A 17,458-nucleotide genomic window follows, 5' to 3' on the forward strand; every position below is an offset into this window, starting at 1 on the left:
ACTTAGATCTCCAGCATCCGGTTGAGCGCGACGCGCGCGAGTTCCTTCTCAGCGGGTGCGACCTCGATGACGTTGCGCTCGCGGCCCTCGACGAGTTCTTCAAGGATCCAGGTGAGGTAGTTTGGATCGATCTGGCGCATCGCGTTGCAGTCCATGCACGCCTCGCCGCAGAGAGGGAGGACCTTCACCTCCGGGTGCCAGCGCTGGAGGTGGTGCGTGAGGTGGATCTCCGTGCCGACGGCCCAAGTGTCGCCGGGGTCGGCCTCCTCGACGGTCTCACAGATGCGGGCGGTCGAGCCAGCCTCGTCAGCCGCTTCGACGACCTCGCGGCGACACTCCGGGTGGACGATGACGTTCACGTCGGGGTGGTCGGCGCGGATTTGTTCTATGTGCTCGACCCGGAAGCGCTCGTGGACCTGGCAATAGCCGTCCCAGAGGATGACGTCGTTCTCGACGGCCTTGCTCGCGTCCTTCGACTCGGGGTCCCAGGGATCCCACTCGACGATCTCGTCCTCCATTCCAAGCTGGTAGGCCGTGTTCTCCCCGAGGTGCTTATCGGGCAGGAAGAGGATTTTGTCGCCCTTCTCGAAGGCGTACTCGAACGCGCACGAGGCGTTCGAGGACGTACAGACCAGCCCGCCCTGTTCGGCGCAGAAGGCCTTGAGGTCGGCGTAGCTGTTCATGTACGTGATCGGGATGATGCGCTCATCCGTCTCAGCGGTGATCTCTGCCCAGGCGGCGTCGACTTGGAGCGCCTCGGCCATTCCGGCCATCGGGCACGACGCCTCCATGCTCGGGAGGATCACGGTCTGGTCGTCGTCCGTGATGATGTCCGCGGACTCAGCCATGAACGTCACGCCGCCGAATATCACGTACTTCGCGTCCGATTCGGCGGCCCACTTGCTGAGCTGGTAGGAGTCGCCGATGCAGTCCGCGTGCTCGATGATCTCGCGGCGCTGGTAGTTGTGTCCGAGAACGACGACGTCGTCGCCGAGTGCGTCGAACGCGGCTTCGATGCGCTCGCTCCGTTCGTTCTCCTCGAGGCCCCGGTAGTGTGGGGGGAGCTGCTCGAGGTTGTCGTATTTGAAGAGACTGAGGTCAGTCTCGAATCGGACTGTTTCCATTTCAGGCACGATTTGCCCACCTGTTGGTATATTCACAGACGGTGTCTATTATTGAAAACATTTTTCCTTCGTACTCCGTTCTGGTAGATTCTTCGTGTTAATAGCGACGGTTGAGCGAGATTGATTATTGGTATCAAACGTCACGGTTCGGCGTCGTCACGAGCGTATCGACCGGTAGAACGCGCCGATGGCGAGCACCGTCAACGTGACGAGGACGACGAGCGAGTCGCCTGCGGCGGTCAGATCGACAGCGTCGACGAAAGCCGTGACGCACTTCGCGGGGAAAGCGTACCTCTCTGGCCACATTCACGCGGGACGATACAAAAACAAGACGCTCAATACGGCGTTCCTGTATCGAACGGCGGATCACGGTTCGGATGCGCTTCTCGGCGCGTCCTTCATCGTCGAGATCAGACCGGACGAAACGTGGCAAATCGATTTTCGAAACATCGGGCAGCTTCGGAGGGGAATCTGCCCCACGCATCAAGCACTTGGCGTGCGGTTCGTTCCCGAGTACTGGCGGAAGGATCGCCAGTTCTGTTACGACGAGTTCTATAGCACGGTCGTCCGCTCTGCGCTCTACGGACTGGGACGGCACTTGAGGAAGCGGTCGAGTTCGCAGCGTCGACATATGGGCGACTCCGCCGCCGTTCGAATCGAAACCGCGAGAATTTTTCAAAAAGCAGGACTGGATGAGGAACTCGTCGAGGGATGAGGCGGCTGAGTATACGTGGTACTGACTGCGGCGACGCCCGCGAAATTCGATTACAGAGGTTCGAGGAGAAAACCCACGACTTTAGTCATGGGATGAATCCGACATTGTTAGGTTCTATGCCAGACAGTCGTATGGGACGGGAGGGATGGGTAGAACCGACCCGACCCGACCCGAACGCCTCTGGAGACTGGGACCGCTTTGCCGCCTGTTGTGGTGACAGTCCTGTCGTGGACTGAGGAAGCCCACGACTGTAGTCGTGGGGGACTATCACGAATACGCGTCGTTGAACTCGCGTTCGCGGCGCATCAACTCCTCAATGCCGTGTTCGAGAATGTCGCGTCCCATCGCGGTCGGCCAGTAGTACGTGTAGAATCCCTGACTGTCGGCGGTCCGCCGCTGGCGCTTGTCGACGAGCCCGACGTCGACTAGTTCGGCGAGGTGATAGTGGAAGTTGTGGGGTTCGATGTCGACCGCCGATTTGAGTTCGGCGGCGCTCAGTTCGTCGTTGGCGATAAGCGTGCGTAGGATGCGAAACCGCGTCGGGTGGCCAATTGCCTGCTGCATTGCAAGGTACTCCTCGAGAGTCAGCCCGCTTTCCTCGGGAAGCGGGGGCTCTGGCTGGCGGACCTCGTCGGTTGGACGGCGGTCGGTTTCAGCCATTGTGGATACCTCGGGTCGAGGATTATCGCGCCACGTACTTAGTCGTTCTCTAGTAGAATTTTCCTGAAAACACCCGATTTTATAAGCTACCGTTCCGAATCAGCGATTCGAATGCGGGATCGGATTATCGACAATCTCCCTCGGGCGGTCGGTGACTCGGATGCCCTTCCCCCAGTCCGGCGCGAGTATTTTCTCGTTTATTTGATGGGTCCGTACCGGACGTTCGACGTTGACACACTGCTACCAGAGGACGCCGATGTTGAGACCGACGTTCCATCGTTTGCGACGTGGAACGAGGCCAGCGGTGAGTACGCCGAGGACGAGGTTTTGCGGCTCCTCCAGGCGACGCGTGACTGTCTCCGCGACCGTGGCTTCAACGCCTTCCTCGCAATCGATGTTGGGATCCTACTCGACGAAATGGACGCCGCGACACAGAGTATCGCCTTCGCGCGGGCGAGCAACGTGACCATTTTCATCGCGCCACAGGTGGGTGACAATCTCGGCGTCGGTATCGAGATCGGGAGCGTCTTCGAGGATCTGCTGTCGGACGACGGCATGCAGGAATCAGCGGCCGAGGCCACGCCACCAGAACGCACCCGACGGATGATGGTCGCGACCGAACCATCAGTGCGGAGTGCGATGCTCGGATCAGTCCACGCACGCTGGGACGCCAGCGTCCGGACGTTCACGGATGCCGCCGACTGCTGTCGACTCTGTGCACAGTTCTGCACTCATATTCAAAACGAGGAGTTCTACGGCTCGCTTGACCGCCTCGACTGAAGCGCGCGCCGAAAAGAAGCCGTTGATGGGCAATGGATCGAACGTAATCAAACTTCTTGACTTTTCAATTGGTCAATATAGTCTAAAGACTATCCCTCCCGTCGGTAAGTCACTCACACTACACAATGCTGATGATTATATCCGTGGCTGCTGTACCTTCTTGGTGATGACCCTCTTTGACCTCAGTGGCTTCCAGCGAGACCTGTTGATCGTCATCGCCGGCCACGACCAGCCCTCGGGCCAACAGATCAAAACAGAGCTCGAAGAAAACCTCGACGAAGAAATCAACCACGGCCGATTGTACCCCAACTTGGATGTCCTTGTCGACATGGGCTACGTCGAGAAGGGGCAGATCGACCGCCGGACCAATTACTACGAACTCACCGACGAGGGCCGCACCGCCCTCAGAGAGCGTCGTGAGTGGGAAGACCAGTACCTCCGAGAGACTGCGTTCGCCTAACTCCGAGAGTCACACCAGAGAACCGTATATGTGGCGATCATGTGGCTGTCAACATCATCGAAATTCATTAGCCCGGCTGGGGCTCTGCAGCGATAACGCGCACGTTTGTGTGCCGCAGTCATGCGATTTTCCCCACTGAGTGCCGCACTGAGAAGAGGGTGTTCGTAAGCCGCCCTTCTCTTTCGGTTATTGGCAAAAGTAGTGACTCGGCTCTACTATGCTCAGGCAGGCGCGGTGGCGTCCTTTTCGCCATGGCGGGCACCGAGCGCCACACCGACCATCGAAACACCAGTCAGGAGCAGATTTACCCCAACGAGGAGCCCAATAACCCACAGCGCGTCGGCGGGCAATTCTGTCCAGAGGAAGATGGCTAGCACGAGCGAGATCACACCACTGGCTGCAATCCAGCTTCGACCTGACTCACCCCGCATCCGGATGCTCATCCAGACTTCCGTAATCGTCCGTGTCGTCGCCGGATGAGTGGATTATGGTTTGGACACGCCGGGCGGGAGGAACTAAAGTCGAGCCATCGCGACGATTAGTACATTTGTATCGTCTCTCACCACGTCCGCATCACGTGGCAGGTTGAGCATACCAACTGGTCAGTACATAATCTGATATATTCAAACTCTATCTTGGAGACTCTGACCTTATCGTATTCATAGATTGGCGTTGTATGTCATGGTATGAAGCTATACAATCAGATAAAAGATTTGGAAGTTATCATCGAGAGGTATGATTTACACTTCAAGGAAGAGAATAGTTCTGGCGACTTCGCTCGAGCAAGTATTATATTAGATGTTCAAGATGCAACTCCATCTCCGTCGACTATTGCCCGGCCCTGTACCCAAATTTCCCTCACTGGAAATGGATCTGTTGGATGTGGGGAAGATGTAACATATGATCATATAGACCATTTCGCACTTATCGAGTCGCCGATTACGCTCCCCATCGCAGGTGAGTATACCTTAGAATCTTTTTCGTCTGCACTCGATGAAATAAATCTCTTCCCTGGCCGACCACCTGAGCGGAAAGCCTCCCAATTTTATCGGCGATGGGCATTCGAGAGTGCTGCTCTTGACCTGGCGCTCAAACAGGCTGAGTTGAATCTCGCTACGATCTTCGACCGCGACTATGACCCTGTTCGATTTGTTGTGAGCAATCGGCTCGGCGATCCGCCGACGTTCGACCGGATCGCAACCTGGCTCGAATTGAATTCTGAGTTAGAGTTCAAACTCGACGCAACCTCTGATTGGTCAGATACCCTAATTACTGATCTTGCAGCGACCGATGCTATTCGAATTCTGGATTTTAAAGGCCAATATCAAGGCACAATGGTCGATCAGCCTTCAGATCCGAGCCTCTATCGTCTCCTTTTCGACCAGTTTCCAGATGTGCTTATCGAAGATCCGGTCTTGACCAACGAAACTCTTGCCCTATTCGACGGAATTTCTCATCGAATCACGTGGGATGCGCCGATCACAGGCGTCAGTAGCATTGGAGAGTTACCGTTCGTACCCGAGTGGATCAACATCAAACCGTCACGCTTTGGAACGCTCCAACGGCTTTTTGAGACAATCGAATATTGTCTTGAGCATGATATCAAAATGTATGGTGGTGGACAGACCGAGCTTGGCGTAGGGCGGCAACACATCCATGCACTAGCATCGCTGTTTTACCCCTCCTCACCGAATGATATCGCGCCACGAGCGTACAATCGTCCCGAACCAACGCCGGCTCTCCCAACAAGCCCGTTAGCTCCTCCATTAAATCCAGTTGGTTTTGAATGGCACTACACAAAAGCGTAAAAATATTGAAGACTGAACAGTAATAGAGATCATTCATCACCGGAGTGATCTTGTAGGTAAGCTACCCACGACTACAGTCGTGGGCTTTCCCCCGACGGTTTCGGCACACGACTCGATCACTCATGGGTGCCGGTTCACATCGGCAGGTCAGGCACACGGAGGGGGTTCCTGCGTGGTTTTCTGACCCGTGGTCTACGTCCGAAGCCGACTCACCCGGCTTTAATTCCCGGTGTTCTCACGCTCTACCCCAAGATGGGGGCGGGAGTCAAACCCGTTCGCGGTCACAGTCCCCGAGTTCAGGGCCAGCCTACGGTGGCCCCTCCACGGTGTCCGTTTTGGCCACCGAGGAGTATCACAGATACGCCGGGAAGGGGCGTAAGACTTCTGATTCCGGTGTTTGCGACCAAAGATGGGCGATTCATCCCACGACTACAGTCGTGGGCTTCCTCGCCCTGCAATCTTGTGAGCGTCTCCTTACGAACGCTGAGCACCTCTCGCTATGCTTCCGGATCTCCGTAAACGTGGAAGATCAACGTATTGAGCTCTCCGAGCGACGGGTTCCAGAGGACGAGTTTTGATCCGTGCAGGGCATCGTGCTGAATCTCGAATTCGTGTATGGATGTATCGTCTCTGCTGTGTGAGTGATGCGCAATTGGAGGCACTTTATATTCGTCTCATGAATACGCTCCGATAAAGGATCGACCAGCACACCAACTTCTACCAAATCACCGACGAAGGTCGCTCCACCCTGAGAGAGCGCCGCGAGTGGGAAGATCAGTACCTCCAGGAGACCGCCCTCGCCTACCCTCGAAAGTCACACTAGAAACCCTCTGTCAGTGTGAAGATTGCGGACTCACGAGATAGCGAGCCTACGTAATGCGGATCTGATCGTCAACGTAGTAGATGTAGCCGCGGCTGTGCAGGATATTCAACAGCCCCTCCGCAGACTCCTCGTCGAACTCAGACGCAATTACTGCGAGAGCTTGCTCACGAGGAAGGTCACCACCTGCGTTCTCGACCGGCGACCGAAGCACGTCAAGCGCCTCTTTCGCCCGCGGCGGCAGTGGTGTGCGAGGATTCATCTACTGGGAGTTGCAGGACGAACGGTAATAAGTTTCAGTCAGACACGGCGCTCAGACCGTGTTTCTGAGGCTCCCAGAAGCGTTGAATGCAAGTTGACCTCCTCGCGCGCCTGAAGACGAGGGTATGCGCTCGCAACTCTATCATCCCATTCTCGTCAAGAGACCACAGGTTGTCCGTACATCACCGGAAGATCGAGCTTGTCAGCGCCTATCTTTAAACAGCAAGAGAATCCCGCCATTCACGGCGGGCGTGAATCGCGTACGCTCTGTGGCGCAATTGCCGCTAATCGGCAGGTAGGAATTCCAATGCGTAGTATCTCGCGGAACCAAATACCGGTAGCAGAGATACAAATCTGCATGCAGAGGGTTGCCGCTCGGCTGTCCGGGCGGGGTGCTCATAAGTCCGTTTCGGCAGGCACCGTCAGAAAGCCGGGTAGAAACGGTATAACGACCTCCCGCAAGGGTAACCCGGTGGGAGAGAGCCGCGTTGAGAAACCGCGTGGCAATGACTCGCTTCGGGATAGGAGCACTGGTGACGGTGCCACAGGACACGCCGCCGGAGGGATGAACCCCGTCCCGGCGAACGTGGCGCGAAGCGTCCTGAAACCGAACCGGCGTCATGCCGGGTTCCTCCTGTATGGGGAAGCCCCGCCGTTTACGGCGGGGAGGATGTCATCAACGGATTGGTTGGCGATCCAAATGTGTTAGAGCGCCGCGTCAGCCTTGTCTTCGACATCGCGGAGGTCGACGTGCTGGCGTGCTTCGAGGTCTTCGAGACGCGCTTCGTAGGCGTCGAGTTGGGCGTCCTTCTCGGCGAGTTATTCGTCTCATACCATGTCTGGATGATCCAGACGGTCACCTCTTCCCTTCTTCGTGAACGATTTCGACGGATCTATGTCAGCATCTCCCCCATAGAATTCTCAACGTGTCCCGAAGGCGAGCGGGAGGGGGGAGTCGTTCAGTGGCTTACCTGAGAGGGTAAAATGCTCTGTATTTCGACCATAGATTGGCTTTCGTGGGCTTTGTACGCCGCCTCGGTCAAAGCTACGACTGTCAACCCATACGAACCGGGGACAGAGGGGGGATGGTCATTCCGAACAGCCTCGATGAAATCGGTAAGCTTCCGGTCTAATAGGGTCAAGAAATCTGTCTCGCCCTGAATCGGAATCTCGACCGAGTCATCGCCGCGCTCTGTGACGGTAAGCACGTCACGGTTGTACGTCAGCCGTCCATCGCTACCCCAGATGACCAGTCCTTCATAGGTACTCGGGTCTTCGACACCATCTGCGGTCACGACGAGACTAGCGGTGACTGGCAGGCCGTCACGCTCTAACTGGAGTAAGAGCGCGCTATTGACGTCCACTTCGTGATCCTGATAATCCATTGTCGCTCCAACCGAGATTGGAGTCGTCCCAGTTGTCCACAAAAGGGTGTCGAGCAAGTGTGAGCCAGAATCATACAGTTGCCCACCACCTGAGAGCGTGGGTCGCGTTCGCCAGGCGTCAGTGAACTTGCGAATCCAGTCTTGACCCATATAACAGTTTACTGCGTGGATATCACCCAGACGACCATCGTCAACGATCTCTTTGATCTTTTGATATGCGGGATGGTAGTGTCGCTGATATCCGACAACAAGGGTTCGGTCATACTCCGCTGCTGTTGAAACAAGAGTTTGTGCATCGTTAACATCAGTGGTAAGAGGCTTTTCGAGAAAGACGTGAAGGTCCTTCTTCAAGCATGACATTGCTTGATCATAGTGGAGCGTATGGGGGGTGACGATGTTAACAGCATCCAGCTCATCGGCGTGCTCCGCAAGCATTTCCTCGTACTCTACGTAAGTCGGCACGGCATATTCGCCCGCAAAGGTTTCACGACTCGCAGAATCAATATCAGCACCAGCCACGATTTCGACATCGGGCATCCGGTCGTAGACGCCAAGCTCGTGCATTCCCAATTGACCGAGCCCGATCGCGGCGAGAGAGACTGTCATACGGTTTCCCCTCCAACGTCACTGACCGTCGGAATTTCAGCACTGTGTCGCTGACAGTTGATGAGTGCCCTGCCAGAGTTCGTCTCGAAGAGATGGATTCTCGACTCTGGGAAGGATAGCATTACGTCAGCACCTTCCGCGACTTCATACTCTCCGGCCACTGCGGTGGTGACCTCTACACCACCAACATCGAGATGGAGAAAGTTCTGGTCGCCCATTGGCTCGACGACTATAACAGTCCCAGTGAATGTATTCCGTCCCGCGCTTTCTACAACCTTGACATCCTCTGGCCGAATACCTAGTGTAACAGCTGTATTCCCAGCGACAGCATCGCGATGTTGATCCGAGAGGTCATATTGAAGGGTATCGCTCGCCAGCGAACCGCCATCAACAGTCATTGAGAAGAAATTCATCGAGGGTTCGCCAATGAAGTTCGCTACAAAGAGGTTTGCAGGTTCATAGTAACACTCGAGTGGTGTCCCGACCTGCTGCAGGTTCCCTCCATCTAGTACGGCGATGCGATCACCCATGGTCATCGCCTCTGTTTGATCGTGTGTCACATACACAGTTGTAACTCCGAGGTCTTGCTGAAGTTGCTGAATTTCCATCCGCATCTGTGCCCGCAGTTTTGCGTCGAGGTTCGACAGCGGCTCGTCCATCAAGAACACTTCTGGTTCACGGACGATCGCGCGACCGAGTGCTACCCGTTGTTGCTGTCCACCAGATAGTTCCTTGGGTTTATCATCGAGGAGATCTTCAATACCTAACATTCGTGCGGCTTCGACGGCACGCTTTTCTCGTTGTTCCTGTGTAAGATCTGTTGTCATTTTCAATCCGAATGCGAGATTTTGCCGTGCGGTCATGTGCGGGTAGAGTGCGTAATTTTGGAACACCATCGCGATATTCCGCTCTTCGGGGGTAGCATCCGTAACTGGATTCCCACCGAAGCGGATTTCACCTTCGCTTACGGATTCAAGTCCCGCAATACAGCGAAGCGTGGTCGATTTGCCGCATCCAGAAGGACCGACGAGGACGAGGAATTCCCCGCCTTCGAGCTCGAGGGTGAGATCCTCGACTGCGACGATAAAGTTGCTTGATCCATCACGGTACCGCTTCGTTAAGTGATCGATTTCGATCTGTGACATTGATTACTCTTGGGGGATGTATCTTGCTGTTGCTGTCGTTTCAGGTGACGATGCCGTCAGAAAATGCAGAAATGATCGAGCGCAGCTCATCCTTTGACCGCCCCCTCGACGAGTCCTTTGACGAAGTATCGTTGGAGACCCACGAACATGATGAGGATCGGTACCATCGCGATGACACTGGCTGCTGCAATAACCCGCCAATCAGTACTATACTGCCCTTGGAAGGAGAATAGTCCAATGGACACCGTATAAAGATCTGATTCACCGAGTACGGTGAACGCCATCACGAACTCCGCCCACGAGAAGACGAAATTGAAGATGGCGACGACAGCGATGCCTGGTGCTAGAGACGGTAGGAGGACATAAATTAGCGTTTGAAGCCGACTGCAGCCGTCGACGCGAGCAGCTTCATCAAGGCCAGCGGGGATCGTATCGAAGTAACTCTTCAGAAGCCAAATTGAAAACGGAACCTGCAACCCAATATATAGGAGGATGAGACCACTGTGTGTATCCAATAAATCTAATTTTGCCATCATGTTGTATAGTGGAATCACGATGACGACCGGGGAAATCATCTGGAACAACAGGACACCGAATAACACGGGCTTCTTCCCACGGAAATCGAATCGAGAGAATGCATACGCTCCAGGAACCGTCACGAGGAGAATACCGATAACTTCCAGTACAGCTATTTTGATCGAATTGACTACCCAGAGGAGCATATCAGAGTCCTCTAAGACATCAACATAGGGCTGGAACGTCATGTCTCGCGGGAAGAACTGAACGGGGTACGAAAGCACCTCGCCAGGTTGCCGCAAACTCATTGAGATGACCCAGAGAACTGGGAAGAGGAAAAACACCATCGCAAGCCCATATACCGCGTACGTTGCCGCTGTGTATCCCGAGAGACTCTCAAACGTTGACTTCAGGGAATACTGTTGAGAGCTCATTTTACATCGCCTCCTCGTCAATGAAGAAGTGCATGTAGATGGCTGTCATCACGATATTCACCAATAACATCAACACTGCCACCGCGGCTGCGTCTCCAAGGTTGAAGCGGTTGAATCCTTCGAAATACATGAACAGCGCCAGAACCTCGGTCGCTTGACCAGGCCCACCGCCTGTGAGGCTCATGATCAGATCGAACGTGTTCAGCGTGTAGATGGTGATAAGGACGAGGTTGATGAACACGACAGGCTTAATGTGCGGGAGTGTAACATAGCGGAATCGCTGGAATGCTTTCGCTCCATCCACCTTAGCCGCATCGTACAGGTGCGTTGGAACCTGCTGTAGGCCTGCGTACAGCATGATCATTGAGAATGCTGTTCCACGCCACGTATTGGCGATGATAGTCGATAGTAAGGCCATTTGAGGATCGGAGAGGAACGAAACGACGTCGAAGCCCAGCTGGACAAGGAGATAATTGACGACTCCATAGTTAGTCTCGATGAGCATGATTTTCCAGAGAATGCCAATGACGATACCAGGGATAACCCATGCCGAAAGCACCGCAACCCGTGTTGTAACGCTCCCGCGTAGTTTCTCCTTGACTCCATAATCGATTGCGAGCGCAAGGATGAACCCACAGACGAGTTGTAAAATAACACTTGCACTGACGAAGAGGACGGTTACCCTCCCCATTGTCCAGAACGCTGGTGACGATAATGTGTTGAGATACGACTGCAAGCCAATATATTCATACCCCGTCTGGGTGAGACTCATGTTCGTAAAGCTCATCCGAACTGCCTCGAAGAGTGGATACAGCCGGAAGATCAGTAGAAAGAACGCAGCCGGAGCAATCCACGTTACTGGGGTGTTTTGAAGGCGCTCAAAGGAGCCAGTGACGGCCGCAAACGCGTTAGAAATCGGTTCGGGAAGAAAGCCGGTATTCACCGACATGACAGCTCACCCCACTGGTACGGGAGAGACGACTGTACACGCGGTCGCTCTCCGCGATGATCAACAAGAGATGCCATCGGCTGAACTGTCACCCCCCATATTCCGAGTTTACGTTCGTAATCATCGTCTCGACCGCTTTCTGTGGGGTTGCTTGCCCTGTAATAACCTTCCCAGCGGCAATCTGCCACTCAGATGAAATCGTGAGATAAATCGGGACACCAGGCCGAGCGCGACCGTCTTTCAGCAGCTCTTGGTATACCTGCTGGTAAGGATCTTCCGAAAAGTACGATGACGACTCAAAGACCGATTTACGCGTCGGAAGATACGCGCCTGTCTTACAGAACTCGGCCATATTCTCTTTCTTCGAATATTGCCCGGCATACTCTTTGGCAGCCGTTCGTTCTGCGTCATCCTGAGTAAAGACGCCGACAGTCCATCCTCCAGTCCCAGTCGATGCAGTATTAGATGACATTTGCGGAATTTTCGCAACCTTCCACTGTTGCCACTCCTCTTTGCTATCAACAGTCTCTTTAATAGTTGATATTTGCCAGTTCCCGCCGAGAAACATCGCCGTTTCACCATTCAGTGCTGCCTGCTCCAACAAAGCGTAATCGTTGATGTTGGCGATACGTTTCGGTGTCACGCCCGAGTCGATAGTGCGTTTGAAGAACTCGAAAACATTCAGCAGGGCTTTTTTATTCGATGGCTCATCGAGTACAGGTTTCCCTTGGTCGTTTACCAAGTCTGCACCTTGCGCCCAGTACATGGCAAGATTATCAAAGGTTGTCGCCTCCCACTTTCCACCGTTGTACATGTACCCGGCCATCCCTTCGTTGTCTTTGATGTCCTGTCCTACGGTGATGAGTTGGTCCCACGTTTCGGGCGGGTTTCCATCGTTATACTTATCTATGAGATCCTGTCGGTAATACAACGTCCGGCAGTCTGTGTTCTTCCAAACCGCCTGCCACTCACCGTCATTGACCATGACCTCTTTGACGAAGGGGAACCAATCGTCTTCATCCTCGATAACGTCCGTGACTGGTTGGAGGTGCTGTGAGAAATTCGGCACCCAAAATGAGTCGACTTGCGCCATCGATGGAGCGCTCCCCTTGGCAGCCGTTTGGAGCAGTTTTGTTTTCATTTGCTCCAAATTTGTCTGATATTCTAGCTCAATTTTAGCATCTGGATGGTTCTGCGCCCACGTTCGAAAGATCTGTTCGTATACCTTAGCGTGTGCTGGATTATCTTCGTATGTGTGAGAAGCCTCAGGTAACAGCCAATGAGTCAATTCCGTCTCGGCATCCTCAGAACCAATACGCTCATCCGTAATCAGTTTCCCCTCATCAGATGAGCCACCGCCACTCAATCTCTCAGTACACCCAGCGAAACTCCCTACCAGGGCACTGGCACCCGTAACAGCGCCTAGTTTCAATGCAGTTCGTCGTGGAAGCCTGGTATCTGGATCTTGCTTGGTCATTTCTCTCATACCGATAATGAATCGCTTACCAGTACTATTATTTAGACTTTATGGTTAGCTAGGTACTGAAGTAGTGAAATAATCGAGTTGCATTGGAGTAGTAAATCATTTGTGCCCATCGTATCTTGCTAGGGATAGGATGGAACTGGATTTGGTACGTGATACACTCGAGAAAGCAGGATTCACACAATACGAGGCGGATGCCTATCTCACACTCGTTCGGAAAGGCGCCACATCCGCCACTGAAGTCGCAGAGACAAGTGGTGTCCCAAAGTCTCGTATCTACGATGTCCTTCGCGATCTAGAAAGGAAAGGACTGGTCGAAACATACAAACAAAATAGCTTGCAAGCACGCGCCCTTGATCCAGATTCGATCATTTCAGACCTTCGATCACGTGCGGAATCCTTCACCGACACAGCTGACGAACTGAAGGAGCTCTGGAGCGCACCCGCGCTTGGAGAACACGACGTCACACTAGTAAAGCGACTTGAAACAGTCACCGAACGCGCTGTGCACTTTATCCGATCTGCAGAAATAGAAATACAATTAGCAATTAGCCCTTCACAATTCCATGAACTCCGTCCGTTCCTCCTTGAAGCTCATAACCGGGACGTATTTATCAAGCTGTCAATCACGTCTACTGAGACTCCAACGGACGAACTTGACCAGCGGTTTGATTTTGATGGCGTGGCTACTGAGGTGAGTCTGCGAGACCTCTCAGTGCCATTTTTAACGCTTGTTGATCGATCAAAGATTTGTTTCTCACCGCAACCAGGCTCTGGGTATCAGTTTGGTATCGTTGCGAACAATCATCCCCTCGCCTATGTATTCCATTGGTACTTTGAGGCGTCTCTATGGGAACCATGGGAAATCGTATACACGACGCGAGACACCGAACCGCCGATCACCTACGTCAATATTCGGCGCTGTGTTGTGGACGTTGCTCCTCTTTACCACGAAGGCGCTGATATCACTGTCACTGCGACAGGGTTGGATACGGAAACAGGTGAGGAAAAGACCGTCACAGGAACTATCGTAGATCTCGTTTACACGGGTTCGACGGTAAACAATCGATATCCTTCCCTCTCAGAAGTTTCTGGACAAGTGTCAATATTTATTGATGATGGAAAAGAGATCTATGGGATTGGAGGAAGATTCGCACAAATCGAGGACCTCGAACTCTCCCGCCTCACGATCGATTCGATTTCACTGTAACACCGGGACGCTAAACGAGAACGACTTCAAAACCGCACCAGCTTTAGTTTGATTGGATTCTCGTGGTGAAACCCCACAACTTTAGTCATAGGTGGCTTACTAGACGTATCTCCTCGAAGTGGTCAGTGGGGTTCTCACGGGACCAATAGAGACGCCGATAGTTCATTACTGCTCATGTCTGTTTTAACGCCGGGGGCTCGCGCCCCGCGTCGACGAGCTTGCCAGCATGGCCGATGACGACTGCGTTGACCACTGCACCCAGCAGCAGGATGACGCCGCTAAAGTAAAGCCAGGTGACTAACAGGAGGACGCTCGCGATGAGATTGCCGCCGCCCCCACTTAGGGAGACGTACACTTGAAACAGCATCTGGAGGGGTGCCCAGCCGACGGTCCCAACAATTGCCCTTGGAAGTACCGCGGCTCGACGTTGATTCCGGGGAACAAGTAGTACATCGGAAAGAGCGCGACAACGAGGCCGAAGACAAGCAGCAGGGGACTGCGAATTCGATGAATGGAATGAACGAGAAGAACGCGACGACACTGGTGGCGACGACCATCGCGATGATCCCCAACGTGAGGGTGACGAGCATCAGTAGACCCCTCTTGATCTGGCCGACGAACGACTTCTGCGCGGTCGTTTCATAGATCTCCGAGAATGCGGTGTCGAGCCCTCGGAATACTTTGATCGCACCCCAGACGAGCGTGAGCAACCCAATGATAGATGCGCTGGCAGTCGATCCGGTACTTGCCTGTTGTTCAATTATCACTTTAATGACCCCGCCGACCGATGGGGAGACACTGTTGGTGGTGACCTCGATGATCCGTTGCTGCAGTTGGGGATGCCGACTATAGATACCGCAAGGAAGAAGAACAGGATTAGCGGGACAAGCGAGACGAACGCGTTGTAGGCGATACTTCCAGCGAGAAACGTGACGTTCTTTTCACTGAAAATAGTCTTGGTCATTTTTGCTCGTGAGACAACCGAGTGGAGATACACAGCTTCTCTATGTTGTCTGGGCAAGTTAATCGGAGGGGGGTGACTTCTCACACGACTAAACTCGTAGACTTTCTCCTTGAATCTCTGTACCAATGCTATTCAGACCAGTTAGCCACAACTCTTATTACTCTCCTCGATTCTTCTTATATAAGAAGTCGGGAGAATCCAGGAGGGACTGGACTATGGCACGCCAACCAGACGAGAATGATGAGGATACACAAGATGAGACCAATCCTGAGCAAGACACCTCTCCCCATCGTCACTCAGGGATTCGTCTTGGCATCGGGCTTCGTCCAGTCGCTGATCTTTTACGAGGGCTTGTTGATGTCGATATCACCCATATTGATCACGACCCAGACCACCAATCAGCTATGCCTGAGGCGCGATTAGACAGTGAACCAACGTCTACGTCGTCTCCGAGTGGTAAGACAGACACGTCACGCTCTTCGACTGACTATCACATCGATGTGTATGAAGGAGAAGATGAAATGACAGTCGTTGCTGATCTCCCAGGGGTTGCATTTGACGATCTCAGGGTTGGTTTAGACGAGAAGCGGTCTGATCTCGTCATCATTGTCAAGGACACAACTATTGAGCGTATTTCGCTGCCCTGGAAACTAGTACGAGTGAATACTGTAATGTACAATAACGAGATTCTCGAAATAAATCTTCACCCGCCCGGCGGTAATCTCGACTCGCTCAACGAGTAGACAATCAAGGAGAGAGAGTCCCGGCGTTCACGGCGGGCATGAATCCGACAACAAGGACACAGCCACTGACGCTCAGTCCGGGGTATCCAAGTTATCGGCTGCGTGGAGCAACATCCCTTCTCACGTCAGGCCGTGTTCTTGCTTGATTCGCTTCAACCGTTCATGCATGTCATCGCCAACTACTACGTGGACGTTCTTTGCCATACATACACACAAAATCCAAATACACATCAGCCTTCGAACTCAAGGAGTCGTTGATGACGCGGACCAACACGTTCGAGGTGGTTCCTTAGTCCGACGCGGACGAGGAGTTACTTCGACGCCTGTTGGACGCTTCTGCCGCACTCTGGAACGAAATCAACTACGAGCGTCCCAAAATCGCGATGCGATTTTGTGTGCGCACGAGACCGAAGGTCTCGTGAACGCCGCGAGAACTACGCCGACGTATGGGACAGCAGCGAGTATGCGGCCGCTACGGCGGCACGCTTGGGACTTCGACCGTTCAGCAAATCGAACGGAAGAACCGCGAAGCGTGGCGGTCGTTCTTCACGCTCAAGAAAAAGGGAGAAGCAAACGGCAAACCCGGCTTCTGGGGCAACGCCGAAGACGGCCGAGAACTCCGCACGTACATCCGCAATACGTCGTATTCAGTTGAGTTGAGCGAGTATTCCCGGCTCGGAATCTTCGTCGGCCAAGACCTGAACGACGAATACAGACCCGGACGACAGGAATGCCTCCGGTCGAAGTCCGGGGCGAACTCAACTGGAAAGAGTACAACAAGCAGGGTCGGTTAGAGTTGTTCTGGGACGAGCACGCACTGACATTCGGGGCTTTTCAGCCAGTCACAATCGACACTTCTCGGCTAGCACCACCATTGGCGGACAAAACCGCCGCTTTGGATATTGGTGCGAACAATCTCGTCGCCTGTACGACCACGATCGACACGCAACTGCTGTACGAGGGCGCGACCTGTTCGAGTGGTTCCGCGAGACGACGCGAAAAATTGCCCGTGTAACCGATCCTCCTCTCCACGAGCGAGGTCGCAAGACCGAGCAAAGTGGGAGGGCTTTGATGTGGTCCTCGTCCGCAAATGACGAGACAGGACGTTTCTTGCGCCCCGTCTCCTGAACGTCCTTCGGAGTCGGCGGACCCACCATTCGGGGCTGGGCTACGGCGGGCCGTACTGAGCAGAACTTATGCCACCATAGCACTACGAGATAGTACGATCGAGTGCAACGTGACGTTGCCTCCCACCATGTCGATGCCCTCACCGACCGACTCGTTTGCTTCTCCGAGGTTCGCTCCGTGAGGCCGGAGGCTCCACCTTGAAGTATGCTGAACATAGTATCTCAATTGGCTGGCAACACGTTTATGCCCGTGGCTACAGCAAATTAC

General features: G+C 53.8%; 17 protein-coding genes and 2 pseudogenes. 7 read left to right on the top strand and 12 right to left on the bottom strand.

Going from position 1 to position 17,458, the window contains the following annotated elements; genetic code table 11:
* Positions 1-2: 2 nt before the first annotated feature.
* The 3 genes from nadA to C3L37_RS17575 form a co-directional block, all read right to left on the bottom strand.
* Complete coding sequence (gene nadA, locus C3L37_RS17570; protein ID WP_394345803.1) at positions 3-1,124, bottom strand: quinolinate synthase NadA; 1,122 nt, start codon at positions 1,122-1,124, stop codon at positions 3-5.
* A gap of 156 nt (positions 1,125-1,280) precedes the next feature.
* On the bottom strand, positions 1,281-1,430 hold the full coding sequence (locus C3L37_RS24490) for a hypothetical protein (RefSeq protein WP_164974793.1): 150 nt from the start codon (positions 1,428-1,430) through the stop codon (positions 1,281-1,283).
* Positions 1,431-2,106: 676 nt separating this feature from the next.
* On the bottom strand, positions 2,107-2,499 hold the full coding sequence (locus tag C3L37_RS17575) for a winged helix-turn-helix domain-containing protein (RefSeq protein WP_129115901.1): 393 nt from the start codon (positions 2,497-2,499) through the stop codon (positions 2,107-2,109).
* A 111-nt stretch (positions 2,500-2,610) separates the two neighbouring features.
* On the opposite strand from C3L37_RS17575, the gene C3L37_RS17580 reads away from it, so the two are divergent.
* Positions 2,611-3,279, top strand: a complete 669-nt coding sequence (locus C3L37_RS17580) for a DUF7509 family protein (RefSeq protein ID WP_129115902.1) — start codon at positions 2,611-2,613, stop codon at positions 3,277-3,279.
* Positions 3,280-3,445: 166 nt separating this feature from the next.
* Positions 3,446-3,739, top strand: a complete 294-nt coding sequence (locus tag C3L37_RS17585; RefSeq protein ID WP_129115903.1) for a PadR family transcriptional regulator — start codon at positions 3,446-3,448, stop codon at positions 3,737-3,739.
* A gap of 221 nt (positions 3,740-3,960) precedes the next feature.
* Here the strand turns inward: C3L37_RS17585 and C3L37_RS17590 are convergent, their stop codons facing one another.
* Positions 3,961-4,182 carry a hypothetical protein gene (locus C3L37_RS17590; RefSeq protein ID WP_129115904.1) on the bottom strand — a complete coding sequence of 74 codons (222 nt, stop codon included), beginning with the start codon at positions 4,180-4,182 and terminating at the stop codon, positions 3,961-3,963.
* Positions 4,183-4,425: 243 nt separating this feature from the next.
* Between C3L37_RS17590 and C3L37_RS17595 the strand changes: the two genes are divergently transcribed.
* Positions 4,426-5,547, top strand: a complete 1,122-nt coding sequence (locus C3L37_RS17595) for a hypothetical protein (RefSeq protein WP_129115905.1) — start codon at positions 4,426-4,428, stop codon at positions 5,545-5,547.
* 869 nt (positions 5,548-6,416) lie between these two features.
* Here C3L37_RS17595 and C3L37_RS17600 read toward each other — a convergent pair.
* Entirely contained in the window at positions 6,417-6,629 is a 213-nt protein-coding gene (locus C3L37_RS17600) for a hypothetical protein (RefSeq protein ID WP_129115906.1), read from the bottom strand.
* A 701-nt stretch (positions 6,630-7,330) separates the two neighbouring features.
* On the opposite strand from C3L37_RS17600, the gene C3L37_RS17605 reads away from it, so the two are divergent.
* A complete protein-coding gene (locus C3L37_RS17605; protein ID WP_129115907.1) occupies positions 7,331-7,603 on the top strand; it encodes a hypothetical protein in 273 nt (90 codons plus the stop codon).
* Here C3L37_RS17605 and C3L37_RS17610 read toward each other — a convergent pair.
* From C3L37_RS17610 to C3L37_RS17630, 5 genes are all read right to left on the bottom strand, one after another.
* The gene (locus C3L37_RS17610; RefSeq protein ID WP_129115908.1) at positions 7,588-8,619 is read right to left on the bottom strand and encodes a Gfo/Idh/MocA family protein; all 1,032 of its coding nucleotides are present in this window, start codon (positions 8,617-8,619) and stop codon (positions 7,588-7,590) included. The two genes, C3L37_RS17605 and C3L37_RS17610, sit on opposite strands and share 16 nt — an antisense overlap.
* The gene (locus C3L37_RS17615) at positions 8,616-9,764 is read right to left on the bottom strand and encodes an ABC transporter ATP-binding protein (protein WP_129115909.1); all 1,149 of its coding nucleotides are present in this window, start codon (positions 9,762-9,764) and stop codon (positions 8,616-8,618) included. The genes C3L37_RS17610 and C3L37_RS17615 overlap by 4 nt, the downstream gene beginning before the upstream one ends.
* Before the next feature lie 86 nt (positions 9,765-9,850).
* Positions 9,851-10,714, bottom strand: coding sequence for a carbohydrate ABC transporter permease (locus C3L37_RS17620; RefSeq protein WP_129115910.1), 864 nt, complete (start codon positions 10,712-10,714; stop codon positions 9,851-9,853).
* A 1-nt stretch (position 10,715) separates the two neighbouring features.
* Positions 10,716-11,663, bottom strand: coding sequence for a carbohydrate ABC transporter permease (locus tag C3L37_RS17625; RefSeq protein ID WP_129115911.1), 948 nt, complete (start codon positions 11,661-11,663; stop codon positions 10,716-10,718).
* An 88-nt stretch (positions 11,664-11,751) separates the two neighbouring features.
* Positions 11,752-13,140, bottom strand: coding sequence for an extracellular solute-binding protein (locus C3L37_RS17630; RefSeq protein WP_164974794.1), 1,389 nt, complete (start codon positions 13,138-13,140; stop codon positions 11,752-11,754).
* 139 nt (positions 13,141-13,279) lie between these two features.
* On the opposite strand from C3L37_RS17630, the gene C3L37_RS17635 reads away from it, so the two are divergent.
* Positions 13,280-14,356: a TrmB family transcriptional regulator gene (locus C3L37_RS17635; protein WP_129115913.1), complete on the top strand. Its 1,077-nt coding sequence runs from the start codon at positions 13,280-13,282 to the stop codon at positions 14,354-14,356.
* Between the two features lie 172 nt (positions 14,357-14,528).
* On the opposite strand, the gene C3L37_RS24980 is transcribed toward C3L37_RS17635, so the two are convergent.
* Positions 14,529-14,897 carry a YhjD/YihY/BrkB family envelope integrity protein gene (locus tag C3L37_RS24980; RefSeq protein WP_228546315.1) on the bottom strand — a complete coding sequence of 123 codons (369 nt, stop codon included), beginning with the start codon at positions 14,895-14,897 and terminating at the stop codon, positions 14,529-14,531.
* Positions 14,898-14,937: 40 nt separating this feature from the next.
* Positions 14,938-15,210, bottom strand: a pseudogene (locus tag C3L37_RS24985) (YhjD/YihY/BrkB family envelope integrity protein); the annotation flags it as partial.
* A 325-nt stretch (positions 15,211-15,535) separates the two neighbouring features.
* Between C3L37_RS24985 and gvpH the strand changes: the two are divergent.
* Entirely contained in the window at positions 15,536-16,063 is a 528-nt protein-coding gene (gene gvpH, locus C3L37_RS17645) for a gas vesicle protein GvpH (protein WP_164974795.1), read from the top strand.
* Between the two features lie 257 nt (positions 16,064-16,320).
* Positions 16,321-17,134 (top strand): annotated as a pseudogene (locus tag C3L37_RS17650) (transposase); the annotation flags it as partial.
* Between the last annotated feature and the right edge of the window lie 324 nt (positions 17,135-17,458).

Source organism: Halegenticoccus tardaugens (assembly GCF_004116405.1).
GTDB classification, from domain to species: domain Archaea; phylum Halobacteriota; class Halobacteria; order Halobacteriales; family Haloferacaceae; genus Halegenticoccus; species Halegenticoccus tardaugens.